This window comes from Nocardioides sp. Root190, assembly GCF_001428565.1.
Taxonomy (GTDB): Bacteria; Actinomycetota; Actinomycetes; order Propionibacteriales; family Nocardioidaceae; genus Nocardioides.
The window spans coordinates 358025-378614 of sequence record NZ_LMIA01000010.1; the positions used below are offsets into that span (position 1 = coordinate 358025).

The 20590-nt window shown below is 70.3% G+C and carries 19 protein-coding genes; 6 read left to right on the forward strand and 13 right to left on the reverse strand.

Annotation, left to right across the window (positions count from 1 at the left end):
• Window positions 1-48: 48 nt before the first annotated feature.
• Window positions 49-942: a homocysteine S-methyltransferase family protein gene (locus ASE01_RS14580; RefSeq protein WP_056753355.1), complete on the forward strand. Its 894-nt coding sequence runs from the start codon at window positions 49-51 to the stop codon at window positions 940-942.
• Here ASE01_RS14580 and ispG read toward each other — a convergent pair.
• Genes ispG through dxr form a run of 3 tightly spaced genes read right to left on the reverse strand, consistent with a single transcriptional unit; the run spans window position 935 to window position 4584 of the window.
• On the reverse strand, window positions 935-2086 hold the full coding sequence (ispG, locus tag ASE01_RS14585) for a flavodoxin-dependent (E)-4-hydroxy-3-methylbut-2-enyl-diphosphate synthase (RefSeq protein ID WP_056753358.1): 1152 nt from the start codon (window positions 2084-2086) through the stop codon (window positions 935-937). The two genes, ASE01_RS14580 and ispG, sit on opposite strands and share 8 nt — an antisense overlap.
• A 30-nt stretch (window positions 2087-2116) precedes the next feature.
• On the reverse strand, window positions 2117-3472 hold the full coding sequence (locus ASE01_RS14590) for a M50 family metallopeptidase (protein ID WP_056753361.1): 1356 nt from the start codon (window positions 3470-3472) through the stop codon (window positions 2117-2119).
• A complete protein-coding gene (gene dxr, locus ASE01_RS14595; RefSeq protein ID WP_056753365.1) occupies window positions 3472-4584 on the reverse strand; it encodes a 1-deoxy-D-xylulose-5-phosphate reductoisomerase in 1113 nt (370 codons plus the stop codon). Before dxr ends, ASE01_RS14590 begins: the two co-directional genes overlap by 1 nt.
• Before the next feature lie 97 nt (window positions 4585-4681).
• Here dxr and ASE01_RS14600 point away from each other — a divergent pair, with 97 nt between their 5' ends.
• Window positions 4682-5587, forward strand: a complete 906-nt coding sequence (locus ASE01_RS14600; protein WP_056753369.1) for a polysaccharide deacetylase family protein — start codon at window positions 4682-4684, stop codon at window positions 5585-5587.
• Here the strand turns inward: ASE01_RS14600 and meaB are convergent.
• Both meaB and ASE01_RS14610 read right to left on the reverse strand, forming a co-directional pair.
• Complete coding sequence (gene meaB, locus ASE01_RS14605) at window positions 5574-6545, reverse strand: methylmalonyl Co-A mutase-associated GTPase MeaB (protein ID WP_056754757.1); 972 nt, start codon at window positions 6543-6545, stop codon at window positions 5574-5576. The genes ASE01_RS14600 and meaB overlap by 14 nt on opposite strands.
• 34 nt (window positions 6546-6579) lie before the next feature.
• Window positions 6580-7779, reverse strand: a complete 1200-nt coding sequence (locus ASE01_RS14610; protein ID WP_056753371.1) for an acetyl-CoA C-acetyltransferase — start codon at window positions 7777-7779, stop codon at window positions 6580-6582.
• Window positions 7780-7910: 131 nt separating this feature from the next.
• Between ASE01_RS14610 and mce the strand changes: the two genes are divergently transcribed.
• Window positions 7911-8375 carry a methylmalonyl-CoA epimerase gene (gene mce / locus ASE01_RS14615; protein ID WP_056753374.1) on the forward strand — a complete coding sequence of 155 codons (465 nt, stop codon included), beginning with the start codon at window positions 7911-7913 and terminating at the stop codon, window positions 8373-8375.
• A 124-nt stretch (window positions 8376-8499) separates the two neighbouring features.
• On the opposite strand, the gene ASE01_RS14620 is transcribed toward mce, so the two are convergent.
• The 3 genes from ASE01_RS14620 to ASE01_RS14630 are packed head-to-tail and all read right to left on the reverse strand — an operon-like array spanning window position 8500 to window position 10741.
• Entirely contained in the window at window positions 8500-9363 is an 864-nt protein-coding gene (locus ASE01_RS14620) for a biotin-dependent carboxyltransferase family protein (RefSeq protein WP_235536033.1), read from the reverse strand.
• Window positions 9360-9992 (reverse strand): 5-oxoprolinase subunit B family protein, encoded by a 633-nt coding sequence (locus tag ASE01_RS14625; RefSeq protein WP_056753377.1) that lies wholly within the window; start codon window positions 9990-9992, stop codon window positions 9360-9362. The genes ASE01_RS14620 and ASE01_RS14625 overlap by 4 nt, the downstream gene beginning before the upstream one ends.
• The gene (locus ASE01_RS14630; RefSeq protein WP_056754761.1) at window positions 9989-10741 is read right to left on the reverse strand and encodes a LamB/YcsF family protein; all 753 of its coding nucleotides are present in this window, start codon (window positions 10739-10741) and stop codon (window positions 9989-9991) included. Before ASE01_RS14630 ends, ASE01_RS14625 begins: the two co-directional genes overlap by 4 nt.
• A 188-nt stretch (window positions 10742-10929) precedes the next feature.
• Here ASE01_RS14630 and ccrA point away from each other — a divergent pair, with 188 nt between their 5' ends.
• The gene (gene ccrA, locus ASE01_RS14635) at window positions 10930-12279 is read left to right on the forward strand and encodes a crotonyl-CoA carboxylase/reductase (RefSeq protein WP_056753379.1); all 1350 of its coding nucleotides are present in this window, start codon (window positions 10930-10932) and stop codon (window positions 12277-12279) included.
• Window positions 12280-12438: 159 nt separating this feature from the next.
• Window positions 12439-13653, forward strand: a complete 1215-nt coding sequence (locus ASE01_RS14640; protein ID WP_056753382.1) for an MFS transporter — start codon at window positions 12439-12441, stop codon at window positions 13651-13653.
• On the opposite strand, the gene ASE01_RS14645 is transcribed toward ASE01_RS14640, so the two are convergent.
• The 4 genes from ASE01_RS14645 to ASE01_RS14660 are packed head-to-tail and all read right to left on the reverse strand — an operon-like array spanning window position 13628 to window position 18476.
• Entirely contained in the window at window positions 13628-15352 is a 1725-nt protein-coding gene (locus ASE01_RS14645; protein ID WP_056753385.1) for an AMP-binding protein, read from the reverse strand. The two genes, ASE01_RS14640 and ASE01_RS14645, sit on opposite strands and share 26 nt — an antisense overlap.
• A gap of 7 nt (window positions 15353-15359) precedes the next feature.
• A complete protein-coding gene (locus tag ASE01_RS14650; protein ID WP_056753388.1) occupies window positions 15360-16211 on the reverse strand; it encodes an alpha/beta fold hydrolase in 852 nt (283 codons plus the stop codon).
• A gap of 52 nt (window positions 16212-16263) precedes the next feature.
• On the reverse strand, window positions 16264-17451 hold the full coding sequence (locus ASE01_RS14655) for an FAD-dependent oxidoreductase (RefSeq protein ID WP_056753391.1): 1188 nt from the start codon (window positions 17449-17451) through the stop codon (window positions 16264-16266).
• Window positions 17448-18476, reverse strand: a complete 1029-nt coding sequence (locus ASE01_RS14660; RefSeq protein WP_082606071.1) for an amidohydrolase family protein — start codon at window positions 18474-18476, stop codon at window positions 17448-17450. Before ASE01_RS14660 ends, ASE01_RS14655 begins: the two co-directional genes overlap by 4 nt.
• A gap of 136 nt (window positions 18477-18612) precedes the next feature.
• Between ASE01_RS14660 and ASE01_RS14665 the strand changes: the two genes are divergently transcribed.
• Window positions 18613-19446, forward strand: coding sequence for an IclR family transcriptional regulator (locus tag ASE01_RS14665; RefSeq protein ID WP_200958855.1), 834 nt, complete (start codon window positions 18613-18615; stop codon window positions 19444-19446).
• A gap of 63 nt (window positions 19447-19509) precedes the next feature.
• On the opposite strand, the gene ASE01_RS14670 is transcribed toward ASE01_RS14665, so the two are convergent.
• Complete coding sequence (locus tag ASE01_RS14670) at window positions 19510-20577, reverse strand: extradiol ring-cleavage dioxygenase (protein WP_056753401.1); 1068 nt, start codon at window positions 20575-20577, stop codon at window positions 19510-19512.
• Window positions 20578-20590 lie beyond the last annotated feature (13 nt).

Here is a 20590-nt window from a genome sequence, read left to right on the forward strand (position 1 = left end):
TCCCGGATGACGCTGGTGGATCGTGGCGTGGCGGAGTAGAACCGAACCATGACCACACGCCATGTGACCGACGGGGGCCTGGAGACGGACCTGGTCTTCCTGCGCGGGTTCGACCTGCCCGAGTTCGCGTCGTTCCCGTTGCTGGACACCGAGGAGGGTCGCGCCGCCCTGGCCGACTACTACCTCGCCTATGCCGACATCGCCGCGCGCGCCCAGGCACCCCTGCTCCTGGAGACCCCGACATGGCGCGCGAACCCCGACCACGCCGCACTCCTGGGCTACGACGCCGCCGCCCTCGACCGGATCAACCGGGAGAGCGTGGACTTCCTGACCGCGCTGGCCGCCGAGCGCGCCGGAGAGCTCGTCGGCTGGGAGGTCGGGGGGATGCTCGGTCCGCGCGGCGACGGCTACGCCACGGCTGGTCCGGTCGATCCGGACGCCGCCGCGGACTACCACCGTCCGCAGCTGGTCTCGTTCGCCGCCGCAGGTGCGGGCCGGGCCACGGTGCTGACGCTGACCGAGATCGGTGAGGCGATCGGGGTCAGCCGGGCAGCGGCCGACGTCGGGATCCGCGTCGCGATCGGCTTCACGGTGGAGACCGACGGGCGCCTGCCGGACGGCACCAGCCTCGCCGAGGCGGTCGAGGCGGTGGACGCGGTCGCCCCGCCGTCGTACTTCATCGTCAACTGTGCGCACCCCTCCCACGTGCTTTCCGGGCTGGACGAGGGCGCCTGGCGTGATCGCATCGGTGGCCTGCGCGTCAACGCCTCGACGATGAGCCACACCGAGCTGGACGAGTCCGAGACGCTCGACGACGGGGATCCCGTGCAGCTCGCTGCGGATCAGCAACCGCTGCTGGAGGCCTTCGAACACCTCGAGGTGCTGGGCGGCTGCTGTGGCACGGACTCCCGGCACGTGGCAGCGATGTGGGGCGTCAGCTGACGGAGACGGTGGCCTCGGCGCCCTCGACGGGCTCCATCGACTCGGCGAGCTTCATCGCCTCTTCGATCAGCGTCTCCACGATCATGGCCTCGGGCACGGTCTTGATGACCTCGCCCTTCACGAAGATCTGACCCTTGCCGTTGCCGGACGCGACGCCGAGATCGGCCTCACGGGCCTCGCCCGGACCGTTGACGACACATCCCATGACGGCGACGCGCAGCGGGACCTCGAGACCGTCCAGGCCCGCGGTCACCCGCTCGGCAAGGGTGTAGACGTCGACCTGGGCCCGGCCACAGGACGGGCAGGAGACGATCTCGAGCTTGCGGGGACGCAGGTTGAGCGACTGCAGGATCTGGATGCCGACCTTGACCTCCTCGACCGGCGGCGCGGACAGGGAGACGCGGATGGTGTCCCCGATGCCGCGCGAGAGCAGTGCACCGAAGGCGGTCGCCGACTTGATGGTGCCCTGGAAGGCAGGGCCGGCCTCGGTGACGCCGAGGTGCAGCGGCCAGTCGCCGGCCTCGGCAAGTAGCTCGTAGGCGCGCACCATCACGACGGGGTCGTTGTGCTTGACCGAGATCTTGAAGTCGCGGAAGCCGTGCTCCTCGAACAGGCTCGCCTCCCACACGGCGGACTCGACGAGTGCCTCGGGCGTCGCCTTGCCGTACTTCTCGAGGAGCCGCTTGTCGAGCGAACCTGCGTTGACGCCGATCCGGATCGAGGTGCCGCGGTCGTTGGCGGCCTTCGCGATCTCCTTGATCTGGTCGTCGAACTTCTTGATGTTGCCCGGGTTCACCCGGACCGCGGCGCAACCGGCGTCGATCGCGGCGAAGACGTACTTCGGCTGGAAGTGGATGTCGGCGATGACCGGGATCTGGCTGTGCTGCGCGATCTCGGCGAGCGCGTCCGCATCGTCCTGGCTGGGGCAGGCCACCCGCACGATGTCACAGCCTGCGGCCGTCAGTTCGGCGATCTGCTGGAGCGTCGTGTTGACGTCCGAGGTCAGCGTGGTGGTCATGGACTGGACCGAGACCGGGTGGTCGCTGCCGACGCCGACCTTGCCCACCTGGATCTGGCGGGTGGTACGACGGGGGGCGAGCACCGGCGGAGGCGCAGCGGGCATGCCCAGGCTGATCGACGTCATGGTTTCAGACTACTTCCGGGAGCGTGGCGATCAGGATTCGAGGTGCACGGGCACCACGAGGTCGCCGATGATCAGGACCACGCCCATGACGATGAGGCTCAGCGCCACCACGTAGGTCAGCGGCAGCAACCGGGCGCCGTCGACGTACCCGGGGTCGGGCAGCTTGCGGAGCCTGGCCCAGCCGCTGCGGATGCCCTGCCAGAGAGCGGTGGCGATGCGCCCGCCGTCGAGGGGCACCAGCGGCACGAGGTTGAGCATGCCGATGAAGAAGTTGAAGCCGGCGATCAGCATGAGCAGTGAGACGGCCTTGTCCGTCGTGCTGATCTCGTCGTGCGAGGCGACCTCGCCCGCGAGACGACCGCCACCGACGACGCTGACCGGCCCCATCGGGTCGCGCTCACCGATGCCGACGATCGCCTTCGCGACCCCCCACACCTTCTGCGGGAGGGTGACCAGCGCCTTGGCGACGTCGACGGTCATGTGGCCCATCTGGCCGATCGTGTAGAGCACGCCGCCGGTGGTGGCGTGCGACCGCGGGCTCACGCCCAGGAAGCCGACCTCGGTCGGCTTCTCGTCGTCGGCCTCGAGGAACCGCGGCGTCACCGTCGTGCTGGTCTGGATCGGGACCAGCTCGCCGTCGCGCTCGACGACGACGTCGGCCGTGCCGCTGCCGTTCTTGCGGACCAGGGACTGCATCTGTTCCCAGCTGGTGATCTCGGTGCCGTTGAAGGAGACGACCCGGTCACCCACCTCGATGCCCGCCTCGAAGGCAGGCGTCGGGGCGTTCTCCAGCTCCTCGGCAGTGCAGACCCGGTTGCCCTCGTCGGCCGGGACGACGCAGGCGTGCACCTCGCCGATGGTGGTCTCGACCGTCGGGTCGCCCGCGTTGCCCACCGTGGCGAAGACGCCGGTGAAGATCACGAAGGCGATCACGATGTTGACGAGTGGCCCGCCGAACATCACGATCGCCTGCTTCCACCAGGCCAGCTTGTAGAAGAGGCGGTCGGAGTCCTCGGGCCGGATCGTGTCCCACTCCGCTGCACGGGCGTCGGAGATCAGCTGGGTGAACAGTCCGGTGTCGGACTTGCGCACGCGGAGGACCTCGTTGCCGGCGGCATCGACCTCGACCTTCGCGAGCTGCTCGGCACCGGGCGGGAGCATCCCGACGATCTTCACGTAGCCGCCGAGCGGGATGGCCTTGAGGCCGTACTCGGTCTCGCCGACCTGCTTGCTCCACACCGTGGGCCCGAAGCCGATGAAGTACTGCGTGACCTTCCCGCCGAACTTCTTGGCGGGGATCATGTGCCCCAGCTCGTGCAGACCGACCGACGCGACGAGCGCGACGGTGAAGATCAGCACCCCGAGGGTGTAGAGAAGAACAGTCATCACGGGCGGGCTTGTCCTCGGTCTGCGATCGTGCGGGCGGCGGCCTCCCGCGCCCACGCGTCGGCCGCGAGGACGTCGTCGAGGGAGAGCTGCTGGTTCGAGGGTACGTCGTGTGCGGCTACCGCGTCCGCCACGACGTCGACGATTCCGGTGAAGGGCAGGCGACCGGTCCGGAAGGCGTCCACGGCCACCTCGTTGGCGGCGTTGTAGACCGCCGGAGCCGTCCCTCCGCGGGCGCCCGCCTCACGGGCCAGCGCGACCGCGGGGAAGGCCTGGTCGTCGAGCGGGAAGAACTCCCAGGTCTCCGTCCGGGTCCAGTCCACGGGCGGTGCCGCGTCCGGCACCCGGTCGGGCCAGGAGAGGCCCAGCGCGATCGGGATCAGCATGGTCGGCGGGCTCGCCTGGACGATCGTGGAGCCGTCCACGAACTCCACCATCGAGTGCACGACGCTCGTCGGGTGCACCACGACCTCGATCCGGTCGAACGGGATGCCGAAGAGGAGATGGGCCTCGATGACCTCCAGGCCCTTGTTGACCAGGGTCGCGGAGTTGATGGTGATCACCGGTCCCATGTCCCAGGTCGGGTGCGCCGCGGCCTGCTGCGGAGTGACGTCGGCGAGCTCGGCGCGGGACCGGCCGCGGAAGGGCCCCCCGCTCGCGGTGAGCACGAGACGTCGTACCTCCTGCTCCGTGCCGGCGCGCAGGCACTGCGCCAGGGCACTGTGCTCGGAGTCGACCGGGACGATCTGACCCGGAGCGGCCCGGTCCAGGACGAGCGGCCCGCCCATGACCAGCGACTCCTTGTTGGCGAGCGCGAGGGTGTTGCCCGCGTCGAGTGCGGCCAGGGTCGGCCGCAGGCCCACGGCGCCGGTGATGCCGTTGAGCACGACGTCGCACGACTGGGCGGCGGCCTCGGTGCTGGCCTGCTCCCCCAACCCGTGGAAGGCCGGGCCGAACTCGGCCACCTGCGCCTCGAAGAGCGCAGGATTGCTGCCGCCCGCGGTCAGGCCGACCACCCGGAACCGGTCCGGGTTGGCGCGGACCAGCTCGAGGGCCTGGGTGCCGATGGAACCGGTCGAGCCGAGGATGACGACGTCCTTCACATCCGCCATCCTCGCAGCCCCGCCCTCGGCACCGAATTCCGGCGATGTGTCAGCCACCACGGCGGAAATGCCACCGAACAGGGGACTCGTCACGCATGCTGTCCGCGTGTTCCACCATCGCCTCCGGTCGGTGCTCCCCGCACTCCTGCTGATCGGCCTCGTCCTCACGCTCGTGTCACCGGGCCCTGCGGTCTCCGCGACCGTCCCCGCCCGGGCCGCGCAGTGCAAGGGCCACGTCGCCCTCACCTTCGACGACGGTCCTGCGGTGGGCACGACCCGCAAGCTGATCCGCATCCTTCAGCAGGAGGAGGTCCCCGCGACCTTCTTCGTCGTCGGCCGGCGGGTCCGGCAGCACCCGGAGCTGGTGCGCGAGATCGCCGCGGCCGGCTTCGAGATCGGCAACCACTCCTGGTCCCACCAGCAGATGACCGCCCAGAGCGGCAAGCAGGTCCGCTGGACCCTGCACGCGACGAACCAGGCCCTCCTGAAGGCCGGTGTCACCCCGACCCGGCTGATGCGACCGCCGTACGGCGCCATCGACGCCCGGGTGCGACGCGTGATCACCCAGGCCGGCTACGTGCCCGTGCTGTGGTCGGTCGACTCACGGGACTGGGCGAACGGCTCGTCCCAGCAGATCGCACGCCGGATCCTGAACGGCCTGCGCCGGGGATCCAACGTCGTGCTCCAGCACGACGGGGTCGATCGCTCGGCGATCTCGGTCGGCGCGGTGCGCCAGGTGATCCGCGTGGCCAAGGCCCGTGGCTACTGCTTCGCCGCCCTCAACGCGAACGGCCGACCGGGAACGCCGGCGCCCGCGTCGGGGCCGACCCCGAGCAAGGTGGGTACCGACGCCAGACCGACGGCGATCCTGCACGAGTCACCCGTCGACAACGGCCTGTCCGCACGCCAGCCGCAACTGCTGAGGGCGCCCTGGCGTCCCCGCACCACGGGGACCCTGCCGGGCTGGCAGAACCCGCGCCTGACCGACTGGTCGGCCTTCAGCGGGCCCTGACGAGCTCGTCGGCCGCTGACCAGGGATCGATCTCCCCGGCGACGACGGCCACCGCGAGTACGTCCAGCCGGTCGCCCTCGTCGACCGAGCCCCATCGACGCCGCAACGTCGTCAGGGCGAGGGTCTCGACCTCACTGCGGGCGCGGCGTACCCGGCGGCGTTCGAGCTCACCGCTCTCCCTGAGCCACGCCGCGTGCTCCTCCAACGCGTCGACCACGTCGGCGACGCCCTCCGAGGTCGAGGCGACCGTCTTGAGGACGGGCGGCTGCCAGGCCCCGTCACACCGCTCGGCGAGACCGAGCATCGCGCGCAGGTCCCGCCGGACCTTGTCCGCACCCTCGCGGTCGGACTTGTTGACGACGTACAGGTCGCCGATCTCCAGGATGCCCGCCTTCGCGGCCTGGATGCCGTCGCCCATGCCGGGCGCCAGGAGCACCATCGTCGAGTCGGCCTGGCCGGCCACCTCGACCTCGCTCTGGCCGACGCCGACGGTCTCGACGAGGACGTAGTCGAACCCGGCGGCGTCCAGGACCCGCAGGGCCTGGGGCGTGGTCCAGGCGAGTCCTCCGAGGTGGCCGCGTGCGGCCATCGAGCGGATGAAGACGCCGGGATCGAGAACGTGGTCACCCATCCGGATCCGGTCGCCCAGCAGGGCGCCGCCCGAGAAGGGTGAGGACGGGTCCACGGCGAGGACGGCGACGCGCTGCTCGCGTCGGCGCAGCTCACCGATCAGTGCATTGGTCGAGGTGGACTTCCCGACACCGGGCGAGCCCGTGATGCCGACGATCCGCGCATGGCCCGTGTGCGGGGCGAGCGCCCGCATCAGCTCCGGCAGGATCGGCGACTCGTCCTCGACCTGGGACACGAGACGACCGACCGAACGCGGGTCTCCCCCGCGGGCCCGGGCCACCAATTCAGGAACGGCCGCCGCGGTGACACCGCGGCGGCCGCCCTTGATGATTCCTTCTGGCAAAGCGGTTCGCTCAGCCAGATCAGCTGGAGGGGACCCGGATGACGAGAGCGTCACCCTGACCACCGCCACCGCACAGGGCGGCCGCGCCGATGCCGCCACCGCGGCGCTTGAGCTCGAGCGCGAGGTGCAGCGTGATGCGCGCACCGGAGGCACCGAGCGGGTGACCGATGGCGATGGCGCCGCCGTTGACGTTGACCTTGTCCGCGTCCAGGCCGAGCGCACGGGCGGACTCGATGCCGACCGCGGCGAACGCCTCGTTGAACTCGACCAGGTCGAGGTCGGCGACCGTGAGGCCGGCCTTGTCCAGGGCCTTCTGCGTCGCGTTGGCGGGCTGCATCTGAAGGGTGGAGTCCGGGCCGGCGACCTGGCCGTGGCTGACGATCTCGGCGAGGATCGGCAGGCCGAGCTCCTCGGCCTTCTTCTTGCTGGTGACGATCACCGCGGCCGCGCCGTCGGAGATCTGCGAGGCCGAACCGGCGGTGATCGTGCCGGTCTTGGAGAACGCCGGGCGAAGGCCGGCGAGGGACTCGGCGGTGGTGTCGCCACGCACGCCCTCGTCCTTGCTGATGACGACCGGGTCGCCCTTGCGCTGCGGGATGCTCACGGGAACGATCTCTTCGTCGAAGACACCGTTCTTCTGGGCAGCCGCGGCGAGCTGGTGCGAGCGGGCCGAGAACTCGTCCTGCTCCTCGCGGGTCAGGGCGTTGGTGCGCTCGGCGTTGGTCGCCTCGGTGAGGTTGCCCATCGCCTGCTGGGTGGCCTGGTCGTAGAGGGCGTCGTAGGCCATCGAGTCGACGAGCGCGGTGTCGCCGTACTTGAAGCCGTCGCGGCTCTTCGGGAGGAGGTGGGGCGCGTTGGTCATCGACTCGGCGCCACCGGCGACGACGATCTCGGCCTCGCCGGAGCGGATCATCTGGTCGGCCTGGGCGATCGCGTTGATGCCGGACAGGCAGACCTTGTTGATCGTGATCGACGGGATGCTCGCGGGCAGACCGGCGGCGAGGCCGGCGGTGCGGGCCGGGTTCTGGCCGGCACCGGCCTGCAGCACCTGGCCGAGGATCAGGTAGTCGACCTGCTCGGGCGCGACGCCCGCCTTGTCCAGCGCGCCCTTGATGGCGACGCCGGCGAGGTCGGCAGCCGACAGGGTCTTGAGACCGCCGAGAAGGCGACCGATCGGCGTACGAGCGCCGGCGACGATGACACTGGGGTTGTCGGACATGCTTCCTCCGTGGACCTGACGTGAAGTGGAACGGCCTGAACCTCATCGACTGTACTCGGCGGTAGCCACGGCGAGCGAGGGGTCCAGTGTCCGGTCGGTGAGGCGCTCGTCACAGTCAGGACGCAGGCACAATGGGGTCCATGAGCATCACTGACGGCGTCCCCGCGCACCTGTTCACGGCCATCGACCACGTCGGCATCGCTGTGCCCGACCTCGATGTGGCGATCGCGTTCTACCGGGACAATTTCGGCATGCACGTGGCGCACGAGGAGACCAACGAGGAGCAGGGTGTCCGCGAGGCGATGATCGCCGTCGGCGACACCGACTCCCGCATCCAGCTGCTCGCTCCCCTCGACGACAGCTCCACGATCGCCAAGTTCATCGACCGCAGCGGCCCGGGCCTCCAGCAGCTCGCCTACCGCGTCACCGACCTCGACCAGGTCTCCGCGATCCTGCGCGAGCGGGGCCTTCGCCTGCTCTACCCCGAAGCGAAGCGCGGCACGGCCGACAGCCGGATCAACTTCGTCCACCCCAAGGACGCGGGCGGTGTGCTCGTCGAGCTCGTCGAGCCGGCCAAGGGCACTCCTGCGCACTGAATCCACCGCGAAGTGCGCCAGTTTCTCCACCGAAGTGTCAGGTCTTCTCCGAGGTGGTGCGCCAGCGCATGGTCATCTCGATGGAGAAAACAACGCACTTCGGTGGAGAGAGACCCGCACTTCGTCACACCCAGCGGAACCCGAGCTCGTCCCCGGGCCGCAGCTGGGCCAGCCTGTCGGTGTCGGCGTCGATGACCACACCGACCACGGGATAGCCGCCCGTGACCGGGTGATCCGGCCCGAACACGACCGGGCGACCGTCCGGTGACACCTGGATCGCGCCCCGCAGCGCGCCCTCGCTGGGCAGTTCGCCGCGTGCCGGCACCGGATCCAGACCCCCGCCCTCGAGCCGCAGGCCGACGCGGTCGCTGGACGAGCCGATCCGCCAGGTCGTGGTGACGAGGCGTTCGACGTCCCGGACCCAGCCGTCGCGCGGTCCACGCACCACGCGCAGGACCGGCCGGTCGTCGTACGACGCCGGGGGGACGGCGTCCACGAGCACCTCCCCCGTCGCGGCGTCCCCCAGCGCGAGCCGGTCGCCGGGCGCCAGCGGCGCCGGTCCCAGCTGGGCGAGCGTGTCGCGGGACCGGGAGCCGAGCACGGCGGCGACGGCCACGCCGCCCCTGATCGCGAGGAAGGAACGCAGTCCGCTCGCGGGCACGCCGAGGCGCAGGCGTTGCCCCGGCCGCAGCGTCAGCACCGCGCCGGACGGTTCGGGCCGACCGTCGAGGTGCAGTGGCGCAGGTGCACCGGTCACGCACACGGTCACGTGGACGGTCGCCTCGACCTCGAGCCCACCGAGGACCACCTCCACCGCAGCCGCGCCCGGGGCGTTGCCCACCAACCTGTTCCCCAGCTCGTACGACGCCCGATCGGCCGCGCCGCCGACGCCCACCCCGATCGCGGCGTGGCCCGGGCGGCCCGCGTCCTGGACCAGGCACGGTCCGCCGCCGACCGCCCGCACCACCAGTCCCACCGGGGCGCTCACGGCACCTCCTCGAAGCGCACCGTCACACCGGCTCCGAGCAGTGCCGGCGGGTCGCGGTCGAGGTCCCAGAGCGCCCGGTCGGTGCGGCCGACGAGCTGCCAGCCGCCCGGCGAGGACCTCGGGTAGATCCCGCTGAACTCCCCCGCCAGCCCCACGGCTCCTGCGGGCACGGTGGTGCGCGGCTGCTCGCGTCGCGGGACCTGCAGCCGGGGGTCGCCGCCGACCAGATAGGCGAAGCCGGGCGCGAAGCCGCCGAAGGCCACTCGCCACGGCGTCCCGGTGTGGGCCGCCACGACCTCCGCCTCGGTCAACCCCGTCAGCCCTGCGACCCGCTCGAGGTCCGGTCCGTCGTACCTGACCGGGATCACGACCTCCGCCGGCGGTGGTCCCTGATGACCGGGCGACTCGCCGCACATCAGGTCCTTCTCGTCCGGGACCACCGCCCGGAGGAGGTCGATGGGAACTCCCGCACGAGCCACCACGAGGACCGTGCGAGCCCCGGGGACGACGTCGGCGACGAGCCCGGAAGTGGCCGGACCGGACCGGATCAGCGCCACGCACCGCACCACCGCGTCGGTGTCGGCGAGCTCGACGAGGAGCCCGCGGTCGCCGTACGGCAGCACCTTCATCGGCCGACGAAGGGGGTGACCGCGATCCCCGCGGCCTCGAGCGCCACCCGGGTCGCCGCGGCCAGCTCGGGTGCTCCCGGCGAGTCGCCGTGCACGCAGAGCGAGCGCACCCCGCCCGACTGCGCCAGCCGGACCGCCTGCGCGGCCACCTCGGAGGGTTCGGTGAGCACTGCTCCCGGCTCGGAGCGCGGCACGAGTCCCCCGTCGGGGAGGTAGGCGCGATCGGCGAAGCCCTCGCCCACGGCCGGGAGTCCGGCCTCCTCGACGGCCCTGAGGAAGGAGGAGCCGGCGAGACCCAGGACCGGGAGTCCGCCGAAGGCAGCGACGGCGGCGATGACCGCCTGCGCCTGGGCCGGGTGGGCGCTCACCGCGTGGTACAGCGCGCCGTGGGGCTTGAGGTAGGCGACGCGACCGCCCGCCGACCGTGCGATCGCGTCGAGCGCACCGAGCTGGTAGAGCACGTCCGCCTCCAGCTCCGCCGGGGGTACGTCGACGTACCGCCTGCCGAAGCCCGCCAGGTCGCGATAACCCACCTGGGCGCCGATGACGACGCCGTGCTGCACGGCGAGCGTGCACGTGCGCACGAGGGTGAGCGGATCACCCGCGTGGAACCCGCACGCGACGTTGGCGCTGGAGAGGTGCGGCAGGAGCGCTGCGTCGTCGCCGAGCTGCCATCGGCCGAAGGACTCACCGACGTCGGCGTTGAGGTCGACGCCACCCTCGTCCGTGGACGGGTGACCTGAATGCAACGTCACGGGACCTATGGTGACCCATCGGTGCGCGGCCGGTCCGGGCCGGTGGACGCGCCGTGAATGAGACGCCTGTCACGAACCGGCCCCGAGAGGGTTACCGATGGGTAATCTTCGGCCCGGCCGTATTGCCACCCCGTGTGCCCCAACGGGCACGTCCCGCAAGCCTTCCTAGGGAGACGACGACCGTGCAGCACATCCTCGATGCCATCCAGGCCGCCGAGTCCGGCGATGCCTCTTCGGTGGACTTCGCCAACCTCGACCTTCCCGAGTCCTACCGGGCCGTGACCGTCCACAAGGACGAGGTCGACATGTTCGAGGGCGTGGAGTCCCGCGACAAGGACCCCCGCAAGTCCCTGCACATCGACCAGGTCCCGCTCCCCGAGCTCGGCCCCGGCGAGGCCTTCGTGGCCGTCATGGCCTCCGCGATCAACTACAACACCGTGTGGACCTCGATCTTCGAGCCCGTCTCCACCTTCGGCTTCCTCGAGCGCTACGGCCGCGAGTCCGACCTCGGCGCCCGCCACAACCTCGACTACCACATCGTGGGCTCCGACCTGTCCGGCGTCGTGCTGGCCGTCGGCGCCGGCGTGACCAAGTGGAAGCCCGGCGACCGCGTCGTGGCCCACTGCCTCTCCGTCGAGCTCGAAGCACCCGACGGCCACAGCGACACGATGATGGACCCCTCCCAGCGCATCTGGGGCTTCGAGACCAACTTCGGTGGCCTCGCCGACGTCGCGATGGTCAAGGCCAACCAGCTCATGCCCAAGCCCGAGCACCTCACCTGGGAAGAAGCCGCCTCCCCCGGCCTGGTCAACTGCACCGCCTACCGCCAGCTCGTCTCCAAGAACGGCGGCAACATGAAGCAGGGCGACAACGTCCTGATCTGGGGCGCCTCCGGCGGCCTCGGCGGCTTCGCGACCCAGTACGCCCTCAACGGCGGCGCCAACCCCGTCTGCGTCGTCTCCAACGAGGAGAAGGCCCAGATCGTGCGCAACATGGGCGCCGAGATGGTCATCAACCGCTCCGAGCTCGCCCCCAAGTTCTGGAACGACGAGGGCACCAAGCAGAACCCCAAGGAGTGGCAGCGCTTCGGCAAGGCCATCCGCGAGCTCACCGGCGGCGAGGACATCGACATCGTCTTCGAGCACCCCGGCCGCGAGACCTTCGGCGCCTCCGTCTACGTCACCCGCAAGGGCGGCACCATCACCACCTGCGCCTCGACCACCGGCTTCATGCACGAGTACGACAACCGCTACCTGTGGATGAACCTCAAGAAGATCATCTCCAGCCACTTCGCGAACTACCGCGAGTCCTGGGAGGCCAACCGCCTCATCGCCCAGGCCAAGATCCACCCCACCCTCTCGCGCACCTACAAGCTCGAGGACACCGGACAGGCCTCCCTCGACGTCCACCACAACAAGCACCAGGGCAAGGTCGGCGTCCTGTGCCTGTCCCCCGAAGAGGGCCTCGGCGTCAAGAACGCCGAGCTCCGCGCCCAGCACATCGACAAGATCAACCTCTTCCGCGGCATCTGAGNGCGTCCTGTGCCTGTCCCCCGAAGAGGGCCTCGGCGTCAAGAACGCCGAGCTCCGCGCCCAGCACATCGACAAGATCAACCTCTTCCGCGGCATCTGAGGTTCCGGCCAGTCGAAAGGCCCAGTGCTCGCGCCCCCGCGTTCGACCACAGTGACCCCATGACGAGGACCGCTACCCCGGACGACCGGCGCTGGCGCTGGACGGCGCCCGCCGTCTTCGTCCTCGCCTGGGGTGGCAACCAGTTCACGCCTCTGCTCACGATGTACCGCGAGCTCGAGGGCTACTCCGCAGCGACGGTCAACCTGTTCCTCGCGATGTACGTCGTCGGCCTGGTACCGGGCTTCCAGGTCGTCGGGCCGCTGAGCGCACGGTGGGGAAGGGCCCGCAGCACCCAGGTCGGCCTCGCACTCGCCGCGTCGTCGAGTGTCGTACTGGCGCTCGGTGCGAGCTCGCCCTTCGCCTTGTCGGTGGGTCGACTGCTGGCGGGTCTCGCGGTCGCCGTGGCCATGGTGGTGGGCACCGCATGGATCGACGAGCTGACCGGACCGGGCGCGCCCTCTGGGACGGCCGCTCGTCGGGCCGCAGGGACCTTGACCCTCGGCTTCGGAATCGGCGCGGGAGTGGCGGGCATCCTCTCGCAGTGGGCGCCGGCACCGAGGGTCCTGCCGTACGCCGTGCACCTCGGACTCGTCGCGGCGGCCGCGCTGGCGTTGAGGCGAGCGCCGGAGACACGTGCACCGTCGGCCTCCGGGAGAGTCCGCATCGACCTGAGGCTCCCGAGATCGGCACGTTCACGGTTCCTGTGGGTGGTCGTGCCGACCGCCCCGTGGGTGTTCGCCTCGGCCGGGCTCGCCTATGCGATCGTGCCGGAACTGGTTCAGGAGCGGACAGGCGAACTCGGCGTCGCCTTCGCGACCCTCCTCACCGTGCTCACCCTCGGCTCCGGTGCGCTGGTCCAGCGCTGGGTGCCGGCACTGGGCCGGCTCACCGGCGGCCGCGAGGCCCTGGTCGGCATCGCTCTCATGACCGTCGGGGTCCTGGTCGTCGCGCTCGAGGTCTGGGCGCGATCCCTGGCCCTGGCGATCGTGGCAGCACTCGTTCTCGGGACGGCGTACGGCATCACGATCGTCGCCGGACTGGTGGAAGTTCGACGGATCGCTGCTGCCGAAGCCCTTCCGGGCCTCACCGGTGTGTTCTACGCCTTGACCTACGTCGGTTTCGCACTGCCGGTCGTTCTCGCCGCCGTCCGCCCGTGGCTGGACTACGGCTGGAGCCTGGGGGCCGTGGCCGTCCTGTGTGCGTGCTCCCTGGTGGCGACCGCGCGAGGCCTCGTGAGGACCTCGGTCCTCACGACGCCGGCGTCACGTTCCTGAGCTCGGGGAAGTCCTCGTCCCGCCATTCCTGGGCGATCCGGCGCGTGGCGTTGTCGGTCTCCCTCGACCGCAACTCGACGCGGCGGATCTTGCCGGAGATGGTCTTCGGCAGTTCGTAGAACTCCACGCGCCGTACCCGGAGGTAGGGAGCGAGACCCTCGCGTGCGTGCTGAAGGATCGCGAACGCGGTCTCCCTCGTCGGCTCGTGTCCCGGAGCGAGCGCAATGTAGGCCTTCGGCACGGCGAGCCGAACCGGATCGGGGGCGGGCACGACGGCCGCCTCGGCGACGGCGGGGTGCTCGATCAGGACGCTCTCGAGCTCGAACGGGGAGATCTTGTAGTCCGAGGCCTTGAAGACGTCGTCGGTGCGTCCGATGTAGGTGATGTAGCCGTCCTCGTCACGGGAGGCGACGTCGCCGGTGTGATAGAAACCGCCGGCCATGGCCTCGGCGTTGCGCTCCTCGTCGCCCTGGTAGCCGGTCATCAGCGCGAGCGGAGCGACCGACAGATCGAGGCAGATCTCGCCCTCGCCGACGCCCTCGACCAGCTCACCGCTGATCGGGTCGACGAGAACGCTGGGGATGCCCGGCAGTGGCCGTCCCATCGAGCCCGGCTTCACCGGCGCACCCGGTGTGTTGCCGATCTGGCAGGTGGTCTCGGTCTGGCCGAAACCGTCCCGGATGGTCAAGCCCCAGTGCTTGTCGACCTGCGCGATGACCTCGGGATTGAGCGGCTCTCCGGCGCCGACGAGCTCCCGCAACGCCGCAGGCTTGGAGCCGAGCTCGGCGTTGATCAGCATGCGCCACACCGTCGGTGGGGCACAGAAGGACGTGACGCCTTCGCTGTCCAGGCGACCGAGCAGCGAGGCCGCGTCGAAGCGCTGGTAGTCGTACACGACGATCGTCGCCTCGGCGTTCCACGGCGCGAAGAAGCAGGACCACGCATGCTTCGCCCAGCCCGGCGAGGAGATGTTCAGGTGGACGTCGCCGGGACGTAGGCCGATCCAGTACATCGTGGACAGGTGCCCGACCGGGTAGGAAGCCTGGGTGTGCTGGACGAGCTTGGGTCGCGACGTGGTGCCACTCGTGAAGTAGAGCAACAGCGGGTCCCCTGGCGCGGTGCCCGGGTGTGGCAGGTCGACGCCCGCCATCTCGTCGGCACCAGTGAGCGAGAGCCAGCCAGACCGCTCCCCGACCAGGATCCGCAGGTAGTCCCCCGGAACCTCGTCGAACTTCGCGGCATCGACGGCGTTGCAGACCACGGCCCGCGCACCGGTGCGGAGCAGGCGGTCACGCAGGTCGGCCGGTCCTGCGGCCATCGCGGTCGGGACCAGCACCGCGCCGAGCTTGATCACGCCGAGCATCACCTCCCACAGCTCGACCTGGTTGCCGAGCATGACCAGGACCGGGTCGCCACGGCGTACGCCGTGGGCGGCCAACCAGTGCGCGACCCGGTTGGAGCGTGTCGCCATGTCGTCGAAGGAGACGGCCGTGCGCGAACCGTTCTCGGACAGCACCACCAGGGCATCGCGGTCCTCGCCACGGGCGATGACGTCGAACCAGTCGTGCGCCCAGTTCCACTGCGGACCGGTGTCGGGGAAGACGAAGCCCGCTACGGCGCCCTCGTGATCACCCCGCCAGGCCAGGAGCTGGTCACGGGACTCACGGAAGCGATCGGTGGCCGGGGCAGTCGAGGTCACGACGAGGTCACCTCCCCAGGCCGAGGAACTGCCCGATGACGTCGTTGAAGTCGGCAGCCCGCTCGATCTGGGTCCAGTGACCGCAGCGCGCGAAGACGTGCAGGTCGGCATCGGGCAGGAGGCGCAGCATGGTCAGGGCGATGTCGACCGGGACGATGCTGTCCTCACGACCGTGGACGAGCAGGCTCGGGCGAGTGACCGCGCGCACCTGTTCCTCGGTGATCGCGAGCTCGCTGCCGGCGTGGTCCGGATGGAAGAACATCAACTGATAGGCCTCGTGCGCTCCCGGCGCAGCGCTGGCCTCGTAGCGGATCTGGACGAGCTCGTCGCTGATCAACGACGGATCGACTGCGAAGTGGCCGCGCAGGAGGTCGCGCATGTTGTCGGGCGACGGCTCGTACGCGCGCAGCGCCTTGAGGCCGTCGGTGAGCGTCATGCCCACGCCCGGCGATCCCATCAGGACCAGCCTGTCCAGACGGTCCTGGTCGTCCTCGGCCATCTGGAGGGCGATACGGCCTCCGAGTGAGTTCCCCACGATGGAGACGCGGTCCAGCCCGAGGGCGTCGAGGAATCCCCAGACGTGGTCGGTCCACGTCCGCAAGGAGTAGCGCACGTCGGCCGGACGCTCGGTGTGACCGAACCCGACGATGTCCAGCGCCAGGGCGCGAGCGGTCCGCCCGACGACGGGCAGCGCGTGCTGCCAGTTCGCCCAGGCGGACACGCCGGGGCCGGATCCGTGCAGGAAGAGCACGGGCGTACCCTCACCGAGATCGTGGTAGTGAGTGGACGTTCCGCGGACGTCGATGAAGGCGCCGCGAGCAGCGTCGGAGGCCGGCTGGGTGGCAGATGTCGTGGTCACGCCGCCGACGCTAGGCACGCAGGGAGACGGTCACAACGAGCGGTTCCAGCGGCTAGAAAGGCATCGGCCCCGGACGAGCGGGGACCAGGGCATCCCGCTCCGCGAGCAACATCTCTCGTCGCCGGACCGGATCCACCCTCGCCTGCCGGAACACGTCCAGCTCGATCTCCAGGCGACGCGCGTCCCGGATCTGCGCCACCAGGTTCCTGCGGCCCAGGCTGGCGGGGGCCGCGTCGTCGAGGAAGTGGCGGCGTCGCCAGTCGGCCCACCGGGTGATGGCACCGTCGGCACCACCGGCTCGCTCCTCCAGCAGCGCAGGGACGAGGGTGGCTGCGTCGGACCACCCCGACAGAGAGGTGTGTCCGGTCATCGGGTGGGTGAGGTGCGCGGCGTCACCGACCAGCACCACCCGTCCGTTGCGGTACGACGTCGCGCTGCGCTGGTGCATCCGGGACGCAGTCCAGTCGACGACCGCCGGGTGCTCGCCCGTCACCGCGTGCAACACCTCGGCGATCCGCTCCCTCGACTCGCCCTCCCCGCGGGACAGCGACTCCTGGAAGAGGTAGCGCCAGCGATGGTGCCCGGCACGTTCGACCACGGCACCCCATCGGCCGTCGATCTGGAAGGTGGTGTCGGTGTAACCCGTCGCGGCGAAGTCGTGCTGCACCAGGGCGACCACGCAGCGCTCGGTCCACGTCATTCCCTCGAACGCCAGGCCGGCCCGGCGTCGTACCTCGCTGGCAGGGCCGTCGGCCCCGATCACCCAACGCGCCCGCACGGACGTGTCGCCGCCACCGTCGAGCAGCAGCTCGGCGCTGTCCGGGTGCTGGCGGAGGTCGGCGAGGCGGGCGTCCTCGACGATCTCGGCGGTGGGACAGGTTCGCAGCGCTTCGCGCAGGATCCCGCGCAGCACGGCAGGCTCGAGACGCAGGTTGAAGGGCAGCCGGACGTCCGGGCCCAGCTCACGGAGGTCGAACGAGAACCGCTCGCCCGTCGCCAGCACACGCAGCCCCCACTGAGCTGTCGCCTCTCCTTCCAGCAGTGCCCGGTCCAGGACGCCCAACTCGTCCAGCAACGGGAGGACGGCCCAGTGGTGCACCGCGGTCCAGGTCAGCCTCGGTGGTGCCGCCGTGTCCACCAGCGTCACCGCCACTCCGGCCCGGGCCAGACCGAGGGCTGTCGTGAGACCCGCGAGGCTCGCGCCCACGACCGCCACCTCGGTGGTCGTCGGGACATTCACGTCGACACCGGTGAACGGCGGAGGAGGTCGAGGCCATTGCCGCGGAAGACCTGTCTTGCCGCGCCCGCAGCCAGGACGCCGTCGTCCTCGGCCCCGGCGAGCAGGTCACGCACCCCGGCCGTCTGGTCCGGGAAGAACGGGTGATCGGTGCCGAGCACGAGTCGCGCGGCACCGAACCGGTGCACCAGGAGCCGCAGGTGCTCGGCGTCGAGGACGAGGGTGTCGACGTACAGCGAACGCACCCGCTCGTCGATCTCTGCCGGGTCACGCCCTTGGAGCAGCTCAGCCCCCAGACGCAGCCGCGGGTACGACCACGCGAAGCCGCCGCAGCCATGCGCAAGCACCACCCGGAGTCCGGGGAATCGCTCCAGCACTCCACCGAAGACCAGGGCACCGGCGGCCAGCGCGGTGTCGGTGTGCATGCCGAGCCCGAAGTCGTAGGGCTGCCCGGATCGGCGCACCGCACCGGCCCCTCCGTCGGAGGGATGCACGAAGACGACGGCGTCGAGCGCCTCGGCCGCCTCGAAGAAGGGGAGCAGTCGCGGGTCGTCGAGCTCGAGGTTCCCGATCCGGGCACCGATCTCGACACCGACGAGGGGCACCGACCCGGCCATCACCGACTCGAGGATGTCGACCGATTCACGCAGGTGCGGCAGTGGAACCGTGCCGAGACCAGCCAGTCGACCGCCAGAGTCCGCGACGGCGCGTGCGATCGAGGCATTCGTCGCGGCGGCGTACCCGGCAGCAGCGCCAGCGTCCCCGACGTAGGGGAAGGTGACCGGAACGGGCGAGATCACCTGGAGGTCCAGGCCAGCAGCGTCGAGATCGCGCAGGCGGGCGCCGACGTCCCAGAGTGATCGGCGGACCTCCCGGAACGAGCGGTCGCCGATCATGATCCGGCCGCACTCGGCCGAGTCGACGACCAGCCGCGGCCAGTCGCCGGGGCTCTCGTGGGCAGCGAACACATCGGCGCCCATCCAGTGGGCATGCAGATCCACTCCGCCCGTGAGGTCCCCCGCGTCCATCCCACCACGGTGCCCCTGTCGCGCGGATCCGGCAGCGGGGATTTCCGGCGGCCGGAACGCAGGCCTCCCCGACGACCTGGTTCGGGGGTAGAGTGACGGACCTCACGGCAAATGGTTGGACCAAGGGGGTGGGCTCGTGACCCAACAGGCGATGTCGGATCCCGAACAAGCAGAGCAGACCACGCAGGTCGCCCCCGCCACCGAGCCTCCGAGCATCCTCACCAAGGCATTCGACCTGCTCCGCGCCTTCAACCCGCACGAACGGGTGATGACGCTCAGTGAGCTCTCCCGTGCAGCGGACCTCCCCAAGTCGACGGTCCACCGGCTGCTGGCACGGCTCGTCGAGCTCGGGGCCGTCGAGCACCACCGCTCGGGCTACAAGATCGGGCTCGGACTCCTCCAGCTCGGTGCGGGTACCCCCGCCGGCTACATGCGCGACCTGGGACTTCCCCACCTCAGCCAGCTGCACCGGTGGAGCGGTGCGACCGTGCACTTCGCGGTGCTCCGCCAGTTCGACGTCGTCTACCTCGAGAAGCTCTCGACGCGCGACTCCCCCGCGTCGATCACCAGCATCGGCGGTCGACTCCCCGCCAACTGCACGGCCATCGGCAAGGCGCTCCTGGCCCACGAGAACTTCGAGGACCTGGCCGCCTTCCTGCCCAACCCGATGCCGCGGATGACGGCGCGCTCGGTGACCGACGTGACCACACTGATCGACGAGCTGCGTGCCGTCCGTGACAGCGGCGTCGCCCGGGAGGACGGCGAAGCGCAACCCGGACTCACGTGCATCGCCTCGCCGGTCCTGCTCAACGGCTTCGCGATCGGCGCCGTCTCCCTCGGCTTCGAGAGCGGCACCGAGCTGCCGCCCCGCGCCGAGCAGGCCCTGGGCATGACCGCACGCCGGATCGCCGAGGACGTCGACTGCGGGCTCGCCGAGGGACGCGAGCACTGGTTCCCCCGCGAGATCTGACGCTCCGCCACCGGTGAGGTGCGGGCAGGCTCCCTGCGCGCGCACCTCACCCAGCGCGTGGGCTCACCGGAAGAGCGCGAAGGCCTTGTTCGAGTTGAAGATCTCGGTGACGACCCAGTCGGACCAGGTCAGTTCCATGCCGAGCTCGGACATCGCACCGAGAAGGCAGAACCAGTTGAGCATCTCGTGCTGGCCGGCATCGACGATCTCGCGGGAGGTGCGGGCGTTCCAGGTGTCGTAGTCCCCCGCGATCATGGCGTCCCAGAGGGCCTGGTCCGACTCCGTGTCGGGTCGCAGGTGCCAGCCGGCGTCGTGCAGGAAGGCGTGCGACCAGCTCGAGGAGGCGACGAGGGCGACGCGCTTTCCGCTGGCGGCGACGGACCGGCCGACGGCGCGGCCGAACTCGAAGCATCGCTTCGGGCTGGGCCCCGGCGGGTCGAGCTGTTCGCCTGCGTTGATCTCGGCGAAGCGCGCGATGCCGCCCTTGCGTGCGATGACGTGCTCGCCGTAGCAGTTCACCGCCAGCGGCACGATCGGATAGTGGAACCTCGCACCGACGTTGTCGTAGTCGAGGAACAGCTGCGTGTTGCCGAAGGCATGAGGGAAGTAGATGCCGCTGCGCGGCTCGTAGGAGTAGGCAACGTCGACGCCGTCGTTGAGCACGTCGATGGTGACCTGCTTGGCGAACTGCGGGTCGCCCTTCATGGTGAAGGTGGTGTCACTCGGCAACCCCCACACATTGGGCACCTTGAGCTTCTGGGTGAGCACACCGAACGGCTCCACGACAGTGTCGTCGTAGGCCAGCACGCAGAAGGAAGGGATGACCTCCTCGCGGAAGTTCTCGTACTGGTCGTCGCCCCAGACGAGGAGAACGTCGGGCTCGAACTCGTCGATGGCCTCCCGACAGATCCTCATGTCCTCGAGCAGGCGGGCGCGGTGAGCAGCCGCCGCCGCGGTGCCGCCGTCCTCACCCCACTCGTGCTGAGCCAGATCACTCCACGTGGAGCGGTCCTTGAACTCCTCGGGGATGTCGGGATCCTTGAGGGCGCTCTTGAGCAGGTTCGCCATGTGCTCATCGGCTCCCGCGAGCGGCGGGTAGTGGGTCAGACCCACTCCAAGTACGTCGGCCACGTCGATGTCTCCT